Below are 15,954 nucleotides of genomic sequence, written 5' to 3' on the forward strand. Positions count from 1 at the left end.
CAAACGGCTGGTTAGCCGCGGCTTTTGCCCCGGCCACCCCGCTTGGGTTTAGGGTCATACCCCCCACCGCCCGGCCCGAGTGGTCGAGGCACCTGATCCTTCTTTTTGCGCCGCGTGTTCCCGCCCGCAGCAGCCGGTTTTCCTGCCGTGGAGGCTGGGGCTGGCGGAGGCTCTATGCCCAGTTGCAAGGCCTCCAGCCGTTTAATTTCATCACGCAGGCGGGCCGCTGTTTCAAATTCAAGATCAATCGCCGCCTGACGCATCCGTTTTTCAAGGCCAGCAATAGCGGCATCCAGATCCTGCCCGACAAACTCCGTAACGCCCAGATCTTCATCTGGTGAAACAGTGACATAATCCTGCTCGAACACGGAGGAGACAATATCCCCAATGCTTTTCCGCACGCTGGTGGGGGTAATGCCGTGGGCGGTGTTCCACTCCATCTGCTTTTCACGCCTGCGGGCCGTCTCTTCTATCGCGTAGCGCAGGGAGTCCGTCATTTTATCTGCATAAAGCAGCACGCGGCCTTCCACGTTACGGGCGGCACGACCAATGGTCTGGATAAGAGACGTGCGGGAACGCAGGAAGCCTTCTTTATCGGCATCCAGAATGGCAACCAGCGAACATTCCGGAATATCCAGACCCTCACGCAGCAGGTTGATGCCAATAAGCACATCAAACGCACCTACGCGTAGGTCACGGATAATTTCTATCCGCTCCAACGTATCAACGTCAGAGTGCAGATACCGCACCTTGATCCCTGCCTCATCCAGATAATCGGTCAGGTCTTCGGCCATGCGTTTGGTCAGGGTAGTGACAAGCACACGCCCGCCACTGGCAATGGTTGTCCGACATTCTGCCAGAAGATCATCTACCTGATGCTCAACAGGCCGAATATCCGTTACCGGGTCAATCAGGCCAGTCGGGCGGATAACCTGCTCTGCAAAAACGCCTTGTGTGCGCTCCATTTCCCACGGGCCGGGGGTGGCGCTTACAAAAATACTCTGGGGGCGGAAAGTATCCCACTCCGCAAAGTTCAGGGGCCGATTATCAAGGCAGGAGGGCAGCCGGAAGCCAAATTCTGCCAGTGTTGATTTACGGGCATTATCCCCGCGTTCCATCCCGCCAATCTGCGGCACGGTAACGTGGCTCTCATCCACAATCAGCAGGGCGTCTTCGGGCAGATATTCAAACAGGGTGGGTGGTGGGTCACCGGGGTCCCGCCCGGACAGATAACGGGAGTAGTTTTCAATCCCTTTGCACACACCTGTGGTTTCTATCATTTCCAGATCAAAGGTGGTGCGCTGGTCCAGCCGCTCGGCTTCCAGCAGTTTGCCCTGTTCCGTAAAGCGGTCCAACTGCTGGCGAAGTTCCTGTTTAATGCCCTTTACGGCCTGATTAAGGGTGGGACGTGGTGTGACATAATGGCTGTTGGCGTAGATGGTGACTTCCTGAAGGTCTGCCGTTTTGTCACCTGTCAGGGGGTCAAATTCGGTAATACCATCAATCTCATCCCCAAACAGGGAGATACGCCATGCGCGGTCTTCATTCTGCACCGGGAAGATATCAATGGTCTCGCCCCTCACACGAAAGGTGCCACGCGTAAAGGCGGCGTCATTCCTGCGGTATTGTAGCTCAACCAGACCGCGCACAAGGCGGTCACGGTCCAGCTCACCGCCCAGTTCCACCTTCACCACCATGCGGGAATAGGTCTCGACCGAACCAATACCGTAAATGCAGGAGACAGAGGCCACGATAATCACATCGTTCCGCTCAAGTAGCGCCTGTGTGGCGGCATGACGCATTCGGTCAATCTGCTCGTTTATCTGGCTGTCTTTTTCAATAAACGTGTCGGAACGCGGTACATAGGCTTCCGGCTGGTAATAGTCATAATAGCTGACAAAATATTCAACCGCGTTATTAGGGAAAAACTGCTTCATTTCCCCATAAAGCTGTGCGGCGAGCGTTTTATTGGGGGCCAGAATAAGGGTTGGTTTTTGCGTGGCCTCAATAATCTTGGCCATTGTAAAGGTTTTGCCAGACCCGGTTACACCCAGCAAAACCTGATCCCGCTCACCGCTTTCCACCCCGGCCACCAGTTCCTTGATGGCATGGGGCTGGTCCCCTGCTGGCTCGTACTCTGACACCACTTCCATCTGGCGGAGTTTGGGTCTGGCACTCTGTTTTTCTGGCTGAAACAGGACAGGCGGTAACGCCGCCGCCTTCTCGCTCAGAGAGGACCGTTTGGGAGAAGCGGAGCGGGGCGTTGAGCGTGTGGCCATGGCTGCTAAGATGGTGCGGGAACAGGAGAACTGCAAGAGCCATCCTGCCTCCACACCGTGCTCTTCAAGGGTTTCAGCTACGGGTGGGCGGCGCCATGAATTCCGGGCCTACGGGGTCAGGAATGTCACGCGTCAGGATGGTATCAATAGCCGTCATATCCGCCTCTTCCAGCGTCCAGCCGAAGGCTTCATCCACCCCGCTGATCTGCTCGGGTTTTCTGGCACCCCAGAGGGCGATAGTTGGGCCACGGTCCAGCACCCACCTGATGGCCAGCGCCAACATGCTTTTTCCGTATTTGTCCGCAATGGCTTTCAGGTCTTCCACTGCCGTGAGGTACTGGCCAAAGCGGGGTTGCTGAAATTTGGGGTCTGTGCGGCGCAGGTCGTCCCCTTCAAACTGCCGGTCAGCCGTCATGCGGCCAGACAGCAGGCCACGGCAGAGCGGCCCATAAGCCAGAACAGCCAGACCGTGCTTGACGGCATAAGGCAAAATATCGGCCTCGATTTCCCGTTCAAACAGGTTGTAAGGCGGCTGAATGGTAGCAATGGGCGCAAATTTGCGGAATTCATCCATTTGCGCGGGCGAGAAGTTACTGACCCCCAACGCCTTGACCTTACCTGCCTTGACCAGCTTTTCCAGCGCACGGGCTGTGTCTTCCAGCGGGGTTTTGGTGTCTGGCCAATGGACCTGATACAGGTCAATACAGTCTGTGCGCAGACGGCGGAGAGAGTCTTCTATTTCCTGCTCTATGCGGGCCGGGCGGCTGTCCCGGAACACCTTTCCGTCCTGCCAGTTCAGAGCAACTTTTGTGGCCAGAATAACCTGATCCCGCTTGCCTTGCAGGGCACGGCCAATCACCTCTTCAGAATGACCAAACCCATAAACGGGCGCTGTATCTATGACGTTAATGCCCAGTTCCAGCGCCTTCTCTATCGTGCGGGCTGCGTTTGCATCATCTGGTCCGCCCCACATTGCCCCGCCAATGGCCCATGTTCCCAAGGCGATACGGGACGCGGGCTTGGACAAGCCGGAAATGGTGAGTGTTTCTGCCGTCATGATTTGGCACTCCTGAAACTGAGGTCCTGCACGCAAGTGCCACCGGCCTACTGGCCAGGTGTAGCCTGCGCGCTCATTATGACAGCCAATAAACCCTCTTGCGCCGGAGGGTTGCATATAAACGGCAGGACGCTGCTATACGCCCCCTCCCCTCTTGACGGGATAAAGCTTGGTTTTGCACTGTCTGACAATGGGTGATGCTGCTTCTTTCATGCCCCGTGTAGGGGTGCTTGCCGTGGTGCGACGTGCACGGTCTTTTCTACTTGTCCGGCGGGCCAAAGCGCCGGATGCAGGCTTGTGGGGCTTTCCCGGTGGTCGTGTGGAAGCGGGGGAGACATTACTGCACGCGGCGGCACGCGAACTGCATGAAGAAACAGGACTACAGGCCCGCGGCACTCATAACGCTGATATATTTGAAAGCCTGCATTATGCGCCTGATGGCACACTGACGTTTCACTACGTCATTATAGCCGTGCGCTGTGCGGAAATAGACCCCGGCACCCAAACCCTCTGCGCGGGCGATGATGCCTTGGAGGCACGCTGGTTTTCTTATGAAGACCTGCTCACCCTCGGCCCCCGCGCCAGCCAACGTGTTGCTGAACTGGCTACCAAAATTTTGCGGGATGAAGCGTAAGCACTTCATAGAGACTTAGAAAATTATAGTATTAGACAATAGTTTTTTATCCCGCAGCACCATAAACACTGCCGCTTGAAGGCTGTTCCTGAAATACAGAGCGGCGGTCTGGCAGGGCATGAGTGTTGGCTAAACAGGCTACTTTTCAAATAGCCCTTTAGGTTTTCTTGCCCGTGTGCACGTCTCACTAATGGAAAATACGCCGCTCTGCCCTCCGGGCACGGTTCTTCATGCTCAGAAAGACACCCAGAACAGCAGCGGCGTACAGCCCCCCCATAACACTCATGGAAAGAGGGAGGCCGGGGATAAGATAGGTTGGGTAATCACACGGCTTACCCGGCAGTAATGGCATGGAAGCCAGACGCTCAGCCATGGTAGTACCCGTAATTTGCGGCGCGTGGCATCCCGGCAGGGGGCTGGGCCACCACTGCCACTCCACACCCGCATGGCAGAATGCCAGCCCCAGAGAGGCCAGAAGAAGCGGCACGCTCAGCCATAGGATAGGCCCACCGGCCAGACCGGGCAGCAGGATATCCACCGCGCCAATCAGGATAAGAATACGCCACGGCCACCGCTCAACCAGACACAACTCGCACGGCATGATGTGCAGCACATGCTCCACCCACCAAGCCACAGCCAGCGCCAGCGCACCGGCAACCACAAGAAAAACCCCGATTTGACGATGTGCCAGCGCAGCTCTCACCCGCGTTCTACCCTTACCAACTGCTCAATAAAGTCCCGCGCCCAGCTTCCCGCCGTAACACGCCAGACGTCAGGCTTGAGCCGCTCCCAACGCTCCTGCCGCTCAGATTGCGTCATAGTCAGGGCTTTATGCAAGGCATCAGCAATTTCGTCTGCATCATGCGGGTTGACCAGCAGCGCGTCTTCCATCTCCGGGGCGGCCCCGGCAAAATGGGAAAGGATCAGCACGCCGGGGTCTTCCTCATCCTGAGCGGCTACATATTCCTTGGCCACAAGGTTCATGCCATCCCGCAGCGGTGTGACCAGCGCGACATCCGCCAGACGGTAAAACCCGGCTAACAGATGGCGCGGTACCGGGTGTGTAATGTAGCGGATGGGGGTCCAGTCAAAATCACCATACATGCCGTTGATGCGGCCTGCGGTTTCATCCAGATCCTGCTTGAGGCGGCGGTATTCCTCTACCGTCCCGCGTGAGACAGGGGCGATCTGGAGATACATCACCTTACCCTTGTGTTCGGGAAAGCGTTTGAGGAAGGCTTCATACCCATGAAAACGCTCTGGTATGCCCTTGGAATAATCCAGCCGGTCCACACCAATAACAAGGGGGCGGCCACGTAGGCTCTGTTGCAGGCGCTGGACATCAAAATCATCCTCACACGCCTTGGCCTGTGCGGCAAAACTTGCCGGGTCAATGCCTATGGGGAAAACCTGCCCGCGTGTTTGCACGCCACATTGTTCCAGCCCGTCATTCATATTGCGGGCATCGTCTTCCGTTTGCAGGCCTATGACATCGTAGGATTCCAGACTGTGCATCAGACGTTCCGCACCGGGAAGCGCCTTCATGAGGCTCCATGGCGGGAACGGAATATGCAGGAAAAAGCCAATGGGGTTGGTAATACCCACATCCCGCAACGCCTGACCGAGCGGGAACAAATGATAATCATGCACCCAGATAATATCATCTGGCCGCAATAGGGGGCGGAGTTGCTGTGCAAACAGGTGGTTGACGGTCAGATAGACCTCCCGGTCCTTTCGGGAATAGTCCATCAAACCCGCACGGTAATGGCACAGCGGCCACAAGATACCGTTGGAATATTTCTGGTAAAATCCGTCAAACTCGGCGTGGGTCAGGTCAATCGTTGCGTAAGTAACGTTATCAACCGTTTCTTCACTCGGTTTACGGTTGCTGGCCTCGGCCTCGGCAATCTGCTGGCCGGACCAGCCAAACCACAGGGCTTCCCCATGGCTCAGGGCATCCTGCAAGGCAACTGCCAAGCCGCCCGCAGGCTGTTGCCTGTCAGACGATGAGGGCACACGGTTAGAGACAACAACAAGACGACCCATTATTTAGCGCTCCGATTCAACCAGTGAGGCAACCCAGGCCCGGAACGCTGCGGGCGTGGGGAAGTCTGTTGGGATGCGCAGGCCCGCACCCCCCATACGTTTGGCAGCCGTTATGCCATCTTCATCCGTGACATCATCACCCACAAAAACTGGCTTACGCCCGGCAAAAGGGGCGGCCTCCATGAGCAGAGAGACGGCATAGCCTTTATCGATACCCGTGGGCCGGACTTCCCACGCCATTTTGGCGGCCTGAAGATGAAACGCGCCCTCTGCCTCACGCATCCATGCTTCTGCGGCGGCCTTCAGGGCTGGTCCGGCTTCCGGCGTGGCGCGGTAATGCAACACAAACCCGGCCTGTTTATGCTCAAGCCGCGTACCCGGCCATGTTTCCACCAAAGCGCGAGCCTCTTCCAGCCAATGCTGCGGCACTTTGGGCAAGGCAGCCCGTTCAATCGGCCCGCCGGGGCGATGGCGAATGGCAATGCCATGCTCACCGGCAACCGCAAACGGAATATCGCCAAGGAAATGGTCTATCTGGTCAATGGGGCGGCCGGAAATAACGGCCAGCGCATCCCCACACAAAACCCGTAACTGACGCAGGGTTTCCGCCAACCCGTCCGGCATGACCACGGCTTCTGGCGTGGGGGCGATATCAACCAGTGTTCCGTCAAAATCAAAGAGAAACGCCGCCTGATCCAGAGCAGGAATCTGAAAGCGGTATTCAGTATCAGAAACAGTACGGACCACGTGCACCTCGCCTAGGGTTAAGAGGGCCCTGTGGGCGGCCCCGGTAAGGGTGCGCCACAGGGCTTGAGCCAAAGGGTGCCGGAGCCGGTGGTTAAGAACAACCTGCCCAAAGGAGGACAGGCCATGCGCTGGCGTGGGGGCGCTGCCCCGTGCGAAGGCCTAAGCCCTGCCGCTGCGCTCCTTAATATTCACCACCATATTCAGGTGTTGCTGGTGCAGCCCCCTGTGGGGCACCTGCCCCGCCAGACGGAGTTGCACGGCCAGTTGCCCCTGCATCTCCTCCATAAGGGGAAGGGTCAGGCGCAGCTGGCTGCTTCAGCACGGGAACTGCCGGTGTTGGCAATGCCGGGGCCGCCGGGGCCACGTCTTCACCTTCACACCGCACCATGCGGACATCGTACACAGCGCTTTCAAACACGCCCAGACCCGGCTCTGCCGCCAGCATCCAGCCTTTGTACGTTGCCCCGTCAGGGTGTGTGTCGTGCAGTTCCAGCCACCCTGCGGCATCCGGAGACACTGTAACGGGCCGTTGCAGGCAACGACCCGGAGTAATGTCTAAACTCTTGAAATGCGCAGTCGTTCCAACAGGAATTTTCAGCACGTCAACATGCGCGTCCAACCGGTCGAGCACGCGCACCACGGCGACAGATTTGCCCTGCCAGCTATTGGCGGGATGAATGGCGGGAGGCGCCAGCGGCGTACCCGCCGCATATCCTACACCGCAGGACAGCCCGGCCCACATAAACGCTGCCAGACCGGCCTGCTGAAAAACGCCAGAAAACTTCATGCTGCCTGCCCCTTCTTGGGAGATGCGAGGGACGCGACAAGTGCCATCAGTGTGTCACGCATGGCCTGTTCATTCACCCCCATTAAAACTGCATCCTCAAACGCATCCCGCACCACATCGTGCAGTTCGGTCCAGTTTTCTTCCAGAACGCGCAGTTTTTCAGTGCAGGTTACGGGTTGCCCATCGTCCTGCACCCATAAGGTGGGAGTATCCATGCTGTTAATCTGCTCTCATTACATGGCCAGAGTATGGCTTAGGGCTGATCCGCTTTGGCTGGCGCTGGCGGGGCAGCGTTCTCTTTGCCTGCGGCGTCCTTGTTGGCGCGGGTCAGGGTGTCCGTCACGGAGAAAATGAATTTGCTGAGCAACTGCTCAAGGCTGATGGCCCCCTGGGTCTGGTTTAGCGCTGCACCAGGTTTCAGGTTGGTCTCATCCCCACCGGGGGAGAGGGCAATATACTTGCCGCCAAGCAGGCTATCACTGGTGATGATGGCGGCACTATCCGTTGGCAGTTTGATGTCTGGCCGCACGGTAAACGTGACTTCTGCTTTATAGGTCGCGGGGTTTACGCGTTCATCCGTTACCTGCCCTACGGTTACACCGGCAAGCCGTACATCGGACCCCACACCCAAGCCATCAATATGGGCAAAACTGGCATGTAAGGGGTAGCCGGTGCTGTCCGTCTTGCGCCCCTCACCCACAATGGCGGCAACCAGCATAAGAACAAGACCCAGAAGAACCACCACACCCGTGATGAGTTCCGCCATATTCCGCCGTGCTGGTGCCGTTGTTACTGAAGACATATGCCTGTGCACTCCCTGTGTCAGGACACACCTTTAGCAGGGAACGGGTTTCAGATCACGCCTCTGGTGTCCAAGATTCGTAATCTTGTGCCACGGGGCGTTTCTGGTGTGTATTATAAGGACTGCCAGGTGGCCTATAGGCCTGCGGTGTGCCGGTAAGGTTGGGCTGGTGCGGCAACTGCCACGGCTTACGTTCCTCTGCCGGAATGGGGGCATCCAGCGTGTGGTGCAGCCAGCCCCACCACTCTGCCGGTACGGCTGAGGGGTCTTCCCCTTTCAGGTAGATCACCCATCGCTCGGGCCGGTCCATCCCGCCGCCGCGCCGGGCGCGACCAGTCGATTCGTAATAACAGCGCCCCTGGCCATCCTGACCAACCAGACGCCCCTTGCGGCGGGTGTAAAGCCACGTTCCCAAATTTGCCATGACTCGAACCCTACAGCCGCTTGGCAGGTGCGGTCCATGCCTTTTCCGGCCCTGTCAGATCAACTGCGCTCGACCAGAACAGAAGTTATCCCCCATATCCTCATTATACTGACCATTGTATTCCGTTTGAGGCGCTCTGAACGGGTTACGCCGCCCCGCACCGGGGGAGTAAACTGCTCCCATGACAAGAGCCAGACGCCATTGGAGTGGTGTGCTCATGAGCACACTACAGGCCGCAGCAGACCCGGATGCGCCATGCCGCTCCGTAACGCTGCCCGCAGAGTGGGACGCCGAAGCTGCCGCCGCGCTGGCGCAGCTTGTTCCGGGAACCGAGTCCATTGACCTCGGGCGCACAGCATCACGCTGGGTGGACGCGCTGGCGCAGGATGACGCCATGGCGCGCTCTCTCACATGGCTGCTGCTTATGCGGCAGGCCGCCCCGACAGAGGGCGTGTGGTCCTGCGCGTTTGACCGCCCCCCAGGCTTTAGTGTGAATCTGGCGGCCTTTGTCACCCCCGGCGAAGGCTTTGGCGCAGAAACTTTTGTGGCAGCCCTCCGCCTGATCAGCCGCGTTTTACGTGAAACAGCCAGCATACGGGCTGACCAGCGTAATGGTGAGTTGCCACTACCCGGCCTGTTTACAGCCGTACCGCCCACCACGCCGCCCCAAACGGAGCCTGCTGGCGATGCACCGCCAGCCGCAGCTCTTGCAGGCAGCATTCTCCTGACCAATCTGGACGCCTGCCTGGCAGGCGTTGGTCTGGATTATGACAGTGAGGACGGACGCGCTGCCGCCTGCGCCATTGCCGCGCTGGCAACCCTGACCGCCCATTGCGGATGCGGGCCGGACACCCTTCCCCTTCCCCCCGTGCGCACGGTTCTGCCCGGACTGGGCGAGACATTGCGCACGGTCTGGAACGAGGCCGCCGTTGAAACAGAGACCCCTCTGGCCCTGATTGAGACCGGATTTTCCAGCTCCAGCGCTGTGGACGGGGTATTGGGGGTAGAAGCCTGCGGTCTGGCGCCAGTCTTCTCCCTTCTGCGGCCAGATGGTTCACTGGCCCAAAGCACATTGTGCAGGCTGGATGCCCGTGGGTTTACGGCTGAAACCGCGCTGGCCGCTGCGCTGGCGGGGGAAGACGTATTGCCTCTGCCCGGCGCCACCGCCCACATGGCCATGTACCGCGCCTTGAGCGGCTTTGTTGACCAGCTTCCCGCACGGCCGGACCCGGCAGCACAGCCCCTTAACCGCAAGCTGGAGCGCGGTATGCGCCGCGCCCTGCCACACCGGCATGGTGGCTTTACCCAGAAAACGACTATTGGCGGCCACCGCCTGTTCCTCCGCACCGGGGAATATGATGATGGCACGTTAGGCGAACTCTCCCTGACCCCTACGCGGGAGAGTTCCATGGTCAAAGGGTTGATGGACAGCTTTAGCGAGGCCGTCAGTATTGGCCTGCAATATGGCGCACCGCTTGAGGAATTTGTGAACAGCTTTGCCTATTCCTGCTTTGGCCCGGCTGGCACAGTGGAGGGAGACCCCGTAGCCACCTACGCAACCTCCATGCTGGATTACGCCTTCCGGGCGCTGTCGGAAGCCTATCTGGGCAATAAGCTGCCCGATGGCCCGCATGAAGACGAGCAAATGGAACCAGACCCACTGTTACCCCTTGATTTACCCGGCGATGAAGGCAACCCTCCATCCCGCACACGGGGCAGCCTGCGTCTGGTTGTCAGCTAACCTTATAGAACGCTGACACGGTGCCCCTGAACCAAGGAGAACCCTATGAGCACAACTCCCGACTCCCGCCTTGCCGCACTGGGCATCACGCTGCCAACACCAGCAGCCCCGGTTGCCAACTATGTGGCCTGCGTGCAGACCGGCTCACTTCTGGTCGTATCTGGCCAGTTACCCTTGGCTGATGGCAGCCTGTTTGCCACTGGCAAGCTGGGTGGCGCTGTTTCTGTTGAAACCGCGGTGGAAGCTGCGCGCTACAGCATGATTAACGTGATTGCGCAGGTTAAAGCCGCATTGGGTGGTGACCTGAGCCGCGTTAAGCGCGTTGTGCGTCTGGGTGGCTTTATTGCCTGCACCCCCGACTTTACGGCGCATGCAGCCGTCATGAACGGTGCGTCCGACCTAGCCGTTGCCGTATTTGGTGACGCTGGCCGCCATGCACGCTCAACCGTTGGCGTACCGTCTTTGCCGCTTGACGCTCCGGTTGAAGTGGAAGGATTGTTTGAGATCGCCTGAACTGCACCAAGGAATGACCCATGCCTGACTGGTCAATAAAGCTCCATGATGGCATTCATTCCCTAGGCCAGACAGCGTGGGATGCCTGCGCCGGAGCTGACAACCCGTTTGTCAGCTTTGCCTTTCTTTCCGCACTGGAAGACAGTGGTTCTGTCTCACGCCGGACAGGGTGGTTGCCCCAGTATGTGGCGCTCCATACCTCGGACGGCCAGCTAGCAGCTGTCTGCCCCGCGTATTTAAAAGGCCACTCCTGGGGCGAATATGTGTTCGATCAGGGGTGGGCGCGCGCGTTTGAGGCTGCGGGCGGCTCCTACTACCCCAAACTTCAGGTTGCCGTACCGTTTACGCCTGCCCCCGGCCCGCGCCTGCTTTTGCACCCGGAAGCCCCGCCCGAAACAGCGTCCGTACTGGCGGATGCCTTGCGGCAGCTCTGTGGGGATCTCCAGCTTTCTTCCGCGCATGTGACCTTCTGTACAGAGCAGGACAGTGCTTTACTGGCCCAGCGCGGCTGGCTGCCACGCCTTGGCGTGCAGTATCACTGGCATAATCAGGGCTATCAGACCTTTGATGATTTTCTGGCCGCCTTATCGTCCCGCAAACGCAAGGTTCTAAAACGCGAACGACGGGACGCCAACGCTGCTGGCCTGACCTTTGAGACCCTGCGTGGGCCAGAAGTTACCCGCGCAGACTGGGATGCCTTTTACCGATTTTACGAAAACACCATAGACCGCAAATGGGGCAGCGCTTACCTGACGCCCAGCTTTTTCCCGCTCCTGTCTGACCGGCTGGGGGACAAGGTCGTGTTGATGGTCGCGCGTAAGGAGGACCAGCCTGTTGCCGCCGCCCTCAACCTGCTGGGCGCAGACACGTTGTATGGCCGCAACTGGGGCTGCGTGGGAGACTGGCCGTTCCTGCATTTTGAATTGTGCTATTACCGCGCCATAGACTTTGCCATCAGCCACGGGCTGAAACGTGTTGAGGCTGGAGCGCAGGGTGAGCACAAAATCCAGCGCGGCTATATCCCCAGTCTGACGCATTCAGCGCACTGGCTGCAAAACCGCTCATTTTACGCAAGTGTTGCCAGTTTTCTGGAGCAAGAACGCGCCGCCATGCAGGCAGAGGTTACGGCTTTGAGCGAGCTTTCACCTTATAAGCAGGATACTGAGTAACGCTGCCCGGCATGCCCAACCATTGTCCCACCGGCTTTTTTTGCGTATGCCACGCCTAGCGTCCAGCCATCCTTAATCCCTCGTTTTGCCGGCAGCAGGAATGATGAGCACAACACCCTCCCTTTCTTCCGATCATCAGGCTTCTCTTATTGATGGCAAAGCCTTTGCCACCGCCCTGCGCGAACAGATCCGTGAGGATGTACGCTCCTTTCACGGCACGCATGGCGTAACGCCCGGTCTTGCCGTTATTCTGGTTGGCAATGACCCTGCCAGTGAAGTGTATGTCCGTAACAAGGCTATTCAGACCCACCATGCAGGCATGCGCTCCTTCATGCACATGCTGCCTGAGACCACGACAGAAGAAGAACTTCTGGCCCTGATTGAGCGCCTGAACAAAGACCCGGAAATTCACGGTATTCTGGTGCAACTCCCCCTTCCCAACGGGTTGGATGCCCGCCGCGTGACCAATGCCATCCGCCCGGAAAAAGATGTGGACGGCCTGGGTGAGATCAACGCGGGCCGTCTGGCCATTGGCCTGCCGGGGCTTGTGCCCTGTACGCCACTGGGGTGCCTGCTGCTGCTCAAGGACCAGTTGGGAGACATGCGCGGCCAGCACGCTGTGGTGATTGGCAGTTCAAACCTTGTTGGTAAGCCACTCGCTCTGCTGCTTCTGGCGGAAGGCTGCACAGTGTCCGTTGCTCATATTCACACGCGGGACACCGCTGCTCTGGCACGTCAGGCTGATATTCTGGTGGTCGCAACAGGGTGCAGTGGCCTTGTGCGGAAAGACTGGATCAAACCCGGCGCGACTGTCATTGACGTTGGCATTACCCGCGTTACCCTTCCCAACGGCAAAACCCGTCTGGTGGGGGATGTAGTGTTTGACGAAGCCGTGCAGGTTGCAGGGCGCATTACCCCCGTGCCCGGTGGCGTTGGCCCCATGACTATTGCCTGCCTGCTGAAAAATACCCTGACGGCAGCCAAACTTCTGGTGACCGGGAAAGCGGAATGAGCCTGACCCATCTTTCCGTCGAGCTTATTCCACGCACTGAAGAGGCGCTCCGTGATGATACGGCAGCGGTGAAAACCCTGCTGCCAGCCGCAGATATGCTCAACATTCCCGACCTTATGCGCTTTCCCCTGCGCAGTTGGGATGCTGCGGCTCTGCTCCAGCCGGTTTTCCTCTCTATTATACCGCATGTGCGGGCCATCGACATTGCGCCCAATGCCCCGTTGCCCGGTGCCACGCAGCCCGGGTTACAGGAAATACTCGTGGTGCATGGTGACCCTCCGGCAGATCTGTCCCACCGTACATACCCTAACAGTACGGAAAGCATTATTCGCCGGTATAAAAAGGAAGCACCGCACCTGCGCGTTTACGCAGCCTTTGACCCCTACCGCCGCGCACCATGGCGGGAGCTGGAAGATGTTGCCCGCAAGAAGGAAGCCGGAGCGGAGGGGTTTTTCACGCAGCCTGTGTTTGACCGCAAACTGTTTGACCTCTGCCGGGAATGGCTGCGGGATGAAACCGTGTTCTGGGGGCTGTCACCCGTTATTGGCCCCCGTTCCCGCTCTTACTGGGAGACGACAAACCACGTTGTCTTCCCAAAAGACTTCTCGCCCACGCTGGACGCCAATATTGCCTTTGCCCAGACCGTATTGCGTGAACTCTCCGGCAGTGAAGAAAAGGGCGCGGTTTATCTGATGCCCCTGCGGGTCAAACTGGAACACTACCTGCCACCTTTGCAGGACGTGTTGAACTAATTCAGTACGGAGGGCTTGCACAATGCGGCCCTCCACTACCCTCAAGTACCGCCCCACAAGAGAGGCAACCCAAGGCGGCAAAAGCGCATTAAGCGCTCTTCATGCTTTGGACGCTTTGTCTGCACCCTCGGCTTGGCAGTCTGTCTGCACTCTTTTTCCCAAATGCTGTGGTTTGTGATATAACAACAAACTGCCTGTTATGCCGCGTGACAGACGCGGAGATGAGAGAAAATCCACCGACAATGGGTTGATTTTATTCATTTTTTCGTAAATATGAATAAAATTCCATATCTTTTGGCTCTGATTAACGCTTTCTTTATGAATGTTCTGTAATGTTTTTTGTGTTGGCACTAAGTAAACGTCAGCATGCCGCAGCAGGCACAAATGTGGTACAGGGTCGCTGTTGAGGATCCGTCTCACATTCGTCGCCATGGTGGCAAAGCCTATTACCTAATCGTATGGTCCGACGACAGCAGGAGCGCTTTACAACATGGCTCACGGCACTTCCCCAGCAAGACCCTGGCTCAGAAACACCGCGTCTTCGTTGCCGCAGGAAGAACAAAAACCTGCTCAACGCCCTGCCCCTTCTGCGCCCAAGTCCTGGCAGACAGATGCTGCAGCACCTGTGGTCACAGACCGAGACACAGCCAATGCGCTGCGGGACCAACTGGCAGCACGGGCTGAGCAGGCTGGTGTTCCCTTAAAAACAGACGCGCCTGTTCTCACAGAAAATGCTGACCTGCACCTGGTAACGGACTCCGGGCACATCATCCGCAAGATACGGGAAGTGGATGGCAAGATTACCTTTATGGTGCCGCCGGGTGTTGAGTCAGTCTCTCTGGTCTCCCGCATCACCTATCTGGATGAGACAGCAGGGCTGACACAGAAAGGCCGGTCCCCACACGGGGTACTGGTTGGCGAGATTACGTTTTTTGAAGCAGGCCGGACACGGCCCATTACCGACCACCTGAAAACGGAAGGCCTGTCAGGCTGGGGTCGGGTGCAGGACAAGGCACGGTGGACCCAGGGGAAAGCCGCACTGCCACTCGCACACCGCCGCCCCAGAGCCATTGGTATGCTGGCCGTGCAACTGCGGGCTACAGGGGAATACGACATTACCCCAACCGCCGAGCGGATTTCCCCTATCCGCGCATAACACGACGCCCCTGCACGCTCTGGCATTCGTCAGGCATGAGGGGCGTTGTTTTAGTGGCCGTAGGTTGCTGTCAGCGTTGTAGAACCCAGTGTGTGATGATGCACCAGAAAGCCCACCATGGCAGGGCTGGAGTCTGGCGTTACATCCAAGGCCTCAACGTCCAGCGCATGTACCGTAAAAACGTAGCGGTGTGTCCGGCCCGGCGGGGGTGCAGCCCCACCGTAACCGGGCTGGCCAAAGTCCGTCCGTACCTGCACGGCATGGGCAGGCAGAGGTTCTTTGCCTGAACCAGCCCCTTCCGGCAGACTGGTCACCTGCGCCGGAATATTGGCCACAACCCAATGCCACCAGCCAGACCCTGTTGGGGCATCCGGGTCATACGCGGTCACCACAAAGCTTTTGGTGCCCTGCGGGACATCCTGCCACGCCAGAGCGGGGGACAAATTTTGCCCCGTCTGCCCCATGCCATTAAAGACCTGAGCCTGTGGCAGGGTCTCCCCATCCCGGAAGGCCGGGCTTGTGAGTGCAAAGGTCATGGTTCGCCCCCTTGTTAAGGATTACCAGTTACGGCTGATCAGCCAGAATTCTTCAGATGTGAGCGTGACAGCTTTCCCGGCATCGGAGTCTGCGGCGGCGCGGGCCAGTGCTTCAATGCGCTCGATCATGATGACTTTACGCTGGTGAGCTTCCGATGTTTCCTGCACGGATTTCAAGACCCCAAGCGAGGTCTGGGCAGCTTTGGCAACACGGTCTGCATCAAGAAGGGCATAAGACATACTGTTTAACTTTCTGTTTTATTCAGAGTGATGGACTGAATCTGGCGGTTGTGTGCCCG

20 protein-coding genes are annotated in these 15,954 nt (G+C 58.2%); 7 read left to right on the forward strand and 13 right to left on the reverse strand.

Annotated elements, in window-relative coordinates; translation table 11 throughout:
• Positions 1–11 precede the first annotated feature (11 nt).
• Together uvrB and Abci_RS03525 are read right to left on the reverse strand one after the other, a co-directional pair.
• Positions 12–2,279, reverse strand: coding sequence for an excinuclease ABC subunit UvrB (uvrB, locus tag Abci_RS03520; RefSeq protein ID WP_048837928.1), 2,268 nt, complete (start codon positions 2,277–2,279; stop codon positions 12–14).
• 73 nt (positions 2,280–2,352) lie between these two features.
• On the reverse strand, positions 2,353–3,336 hold the full coding sequence (locus Abci_RS03525) for an aldo/keto reductase (RefSeq protein WP_048837765.1): 984 nt from the start codon (positions 3,334–3,336) through the stop codon (positions 2,353–2,355).
• 190 nt (positions 3,337–3,526) lie between these two features.
• On the opposite strand from Abci_RS03525, the gene Abci_RS03530 reads away from it, so the two are divergent.
• On the forward strand, positions 3,527–3,970 hold the full coding sequence (locus Abci_RS03530; protein ID WP_048837766.1) for an NUDIX hydrolase: 444 nt from the start codon (positions 3,527–3,529) through the stop codon (positions 3,968–3,970).
• Positions 3,971–4,157: 187 nt separating this feature from the next.
• Here Abci_RS03530 and Abci_RS03535 read toward each other — a convergent pair whose 3' ends face one another.
• The 8 genes from Abci_RS03535 to Abci_RS03570 all read right to left on the reverse strand — a co-directional run bounded on the left by Abci_RS03535 (position 4,158) and on the right by Abci_RS03570 (position 8,995).
• Complete coding sequence (locus tag Abci_RS03535) at positions 4,158–4,673, reverse strand: disulfide bond formation protein B (protein ID WP_048837767.1); 516 nt, start codon at positions 4,671–4,673, stop codon at positions 4,158–4,160.
• The gene (locus Abci_RS03540; RefSeq protein WP_048837768.1) at positions 4,670–6,016 is read right to left on the reverse strand and encodes an alpha,alpha-trehalose-phosphate synthase (UDP-forming); all 1,347 of its coding nucleotides are present in this window, start codon (positions 6,014–6,016) and stop codon (positions 4,670–4,672) included. Before Abci_RS03540 ends, Abci_RS03535 begins: the two co-directional genes overlap by 4 nt.
• A gap of 3 nt (positions 6,017–6,019) precedes the next feature.
• Positions 6,020–6,763: a trehalose-phosphatase gene (gene otsB / locus Abci_RS03545; protein WP_048837769.1), complete on the reverse strand. Its 744-nt coding sequence runs from the start codon at positions 6,761–6,763 to the stop codon at positions 6,020–6,022.
• 181 nt (positions 6,764–6,944) lie between these two features.
• Positions 6,945–7,550, reverse strand: coding sequence for a DUF2155 domain-containing protein (locus tag Abci_RS03550; RefSeq protein ID WP_244877572.1), 606 nt, complete (start codon positions 7,548–7,550; stop codon positions 6,945–6,947).
• A complete protein-coding gene (locus tag Abci_RS03555; RefSeq protein WP_048837770.1) occupies positions 7,547–7,765 on the reverse strand; it encodes a hypothetical protein in 219 nt (72 codons plus the stop codon). The genes Abci_RS03550 and Abci_RS03555 overlap by 4 nt, the downstream gene beginning before the upstream one ends.
• A 38-nt stretch (positions 7,766–7,803) precedes the next feature.
• Positions 7,804–8,352: an outer membrane lipid asymmetry maintenance protein MlaD gene (gene mlaD / locus Abci_RS03560; RefSeq protein ID WP_048837771.1), complete on the reverse strand. Its 549-nt coding sequence runs from the start codon at positions 8,350–8,352 to the stop codon at positions 7,804–7,806.
• 55 nt (positions 8,353–8,407) lie between these two features.
• Positions 8,408–8,776, reverse strand: a complete 369-nt coding sequence (locus Abci_RS03565; RefSeq protein WP_048837772.1) for an NADH-ubiquinone oxidoreductase subunit NDUFA12 family protein — start codon at positions 8,774–8,776, stop codon at positions 8,408–8,410.
• A gap of 54 nt (positions 8,777–8,830) precedes the next feature.
• Positions 8,831–8,995, reverse strand: a complete 165-nt coding sequence (locus tag Abci_RS03570) for a hypothetical protein (RefSeq protein WP_165759933.1) — start codon at positions 8,993–8,995, stop codon at positions 8,831–8,833.
• On the opposite strand from Abci_RS03570, the gene Abci_RS03575 reads away from it, so the two are divergent.
• From Abci_RS03575 to Abci_RS03595, 5 genes are all read left to right on the forward strand, one after another.
• Positions 8,994–10,517: a TSCPD domain-containing protein gene (locus tag Abci_RS03575; protein ID WP_371861401.1), complete on the forward strand. Its 1,524-nt coding sequence runs from the start codon at positions 8,994–8,996 to the stop codon at positions 10,515–10,517. The genes Abci_RS03570 and Abci_RS03575 overlap by 2 nt on opposite strands.
• A gap of 45 nt (positions 10,518–10,562) precedes the next feature.
• Positions 10,563–11,030 carry a RidA family protein gene (locus tag Abci_RS03580; RefSeq protein WP_048837774.1) on the forward strand — a complete coding sequence of 156 codons (468 nt, stop codon included), beginning with the start codon at positions 10,563–10,565 and terminating at the stop codon, positions 11,028–11,030.
• A gap of 20 nt (positions 11,031–11,050) precedes the next feature.
• A complete protein-coding gene (locus Abci_RS03585; protein ID WP_048837775.1) occupies positions 11,051–12,199 on the forward strand; it encodes a GNAT family N-acetyltransferase in 1,149 nt (382 codons plus the stop codon).
• Between the two features lie 103 nt (positions 12,200–12,302).
• Positions 12,303–13,211, forward strand: coding sequence for a bifunctional methylenetetrahydrofolate dehydrogenase/methenyltetrahydrofolate cyclohydrolase FolD (folD, locus tag Abci_RS03590; RefSeq protein WP_086650120.1), 909 nt, complete (start codon positions 12,303–12,305; stop codon positions 13,209–13,211).
• The gene (locus Abci_RS03595) at positions 13,208–13,963 is read left to right on the forward strand and encodes a methylenetetrahydrofolate reductase (protein WP_048837777.1); all 756 of its coding nucleotides are present in this window, start codon (positions 13,208–13,210) and stop codon (positions 13,961–13,963) included. The genes folD and Abci_RS03595 overlap by 4 nt, the downstream gene beginning before the upstream one ends.
• A 99-nt stretch (positions 13,964–14,062) precedes the next feature.
• Here Abci_RS03595 and Abci_RS03600 read toward each other — a convergent pair whose 3' ends face one another.
• Entirely contained in the window at positions 14,063–14,395 is a 333-nt protein-coding gene (locus Abci_RS03600) for a hypothetical protein (RefSeq protein WP_146806886.1), read from the reverse strand.
• A 58-nt stretch (positions 14,396–14,453) separates the two neighbouring features.
• Here Abci_RS03600 and Abci_RS03605 point away from each other — a divergent pair, with 58 nt between their 5' ends.
• Positions 14,454–15,119, forward strand: a complete 666-nt coding sequence (locus Abci_RS03605; protein WP_048837779.1) for a hypothetical protein — start codon at positions 14,454–14,456, stop codon at positions 15,117–15,119.
• Between the two features lie 50 nt (positions 15,120–15,169).
• Here Abci_RS03605 and Abci_RS03610 read toward each other — a convergent pair whose 3' ends face one another.
• Positions 15,170–15,655 carry a kinase inhibitor gene (locus tag Abci_RS03610; protein WP_048837780.1) on the reverse strand — a complete coding sequence of 162 codons (486 nt, stop codon included), beginning with the start codon at positions 15,653–15,655 and terminating at the stop codon, positions 15,170–15,172.
• 21 nt (positions 15,656–15,676) lie between these two features.
• The gene (locus Abci_RS03615; protein ID WP_048837781.1) at positions 15,677–15,895 is read right to left on the reverse strand and encodes a hypothetical protein; all 219 of its coding nucleotides are present in this window, start codon (positions 15,893–15,895) and stop codon (positions 15,677–15,679) included.
• Between the last annotated feature and the right edge of the window lie 59 nt (positions 15,896–15,954).

The organism is Acetobacter cibinongensis (assembly GCF_000963925.1).
GTDB lineage: Bacteria > Pseudomonadota > Alphaproteobacteria > Acetobacterales > Acetobacteraceae > Acetobacter > Acetobacter cibinongensis.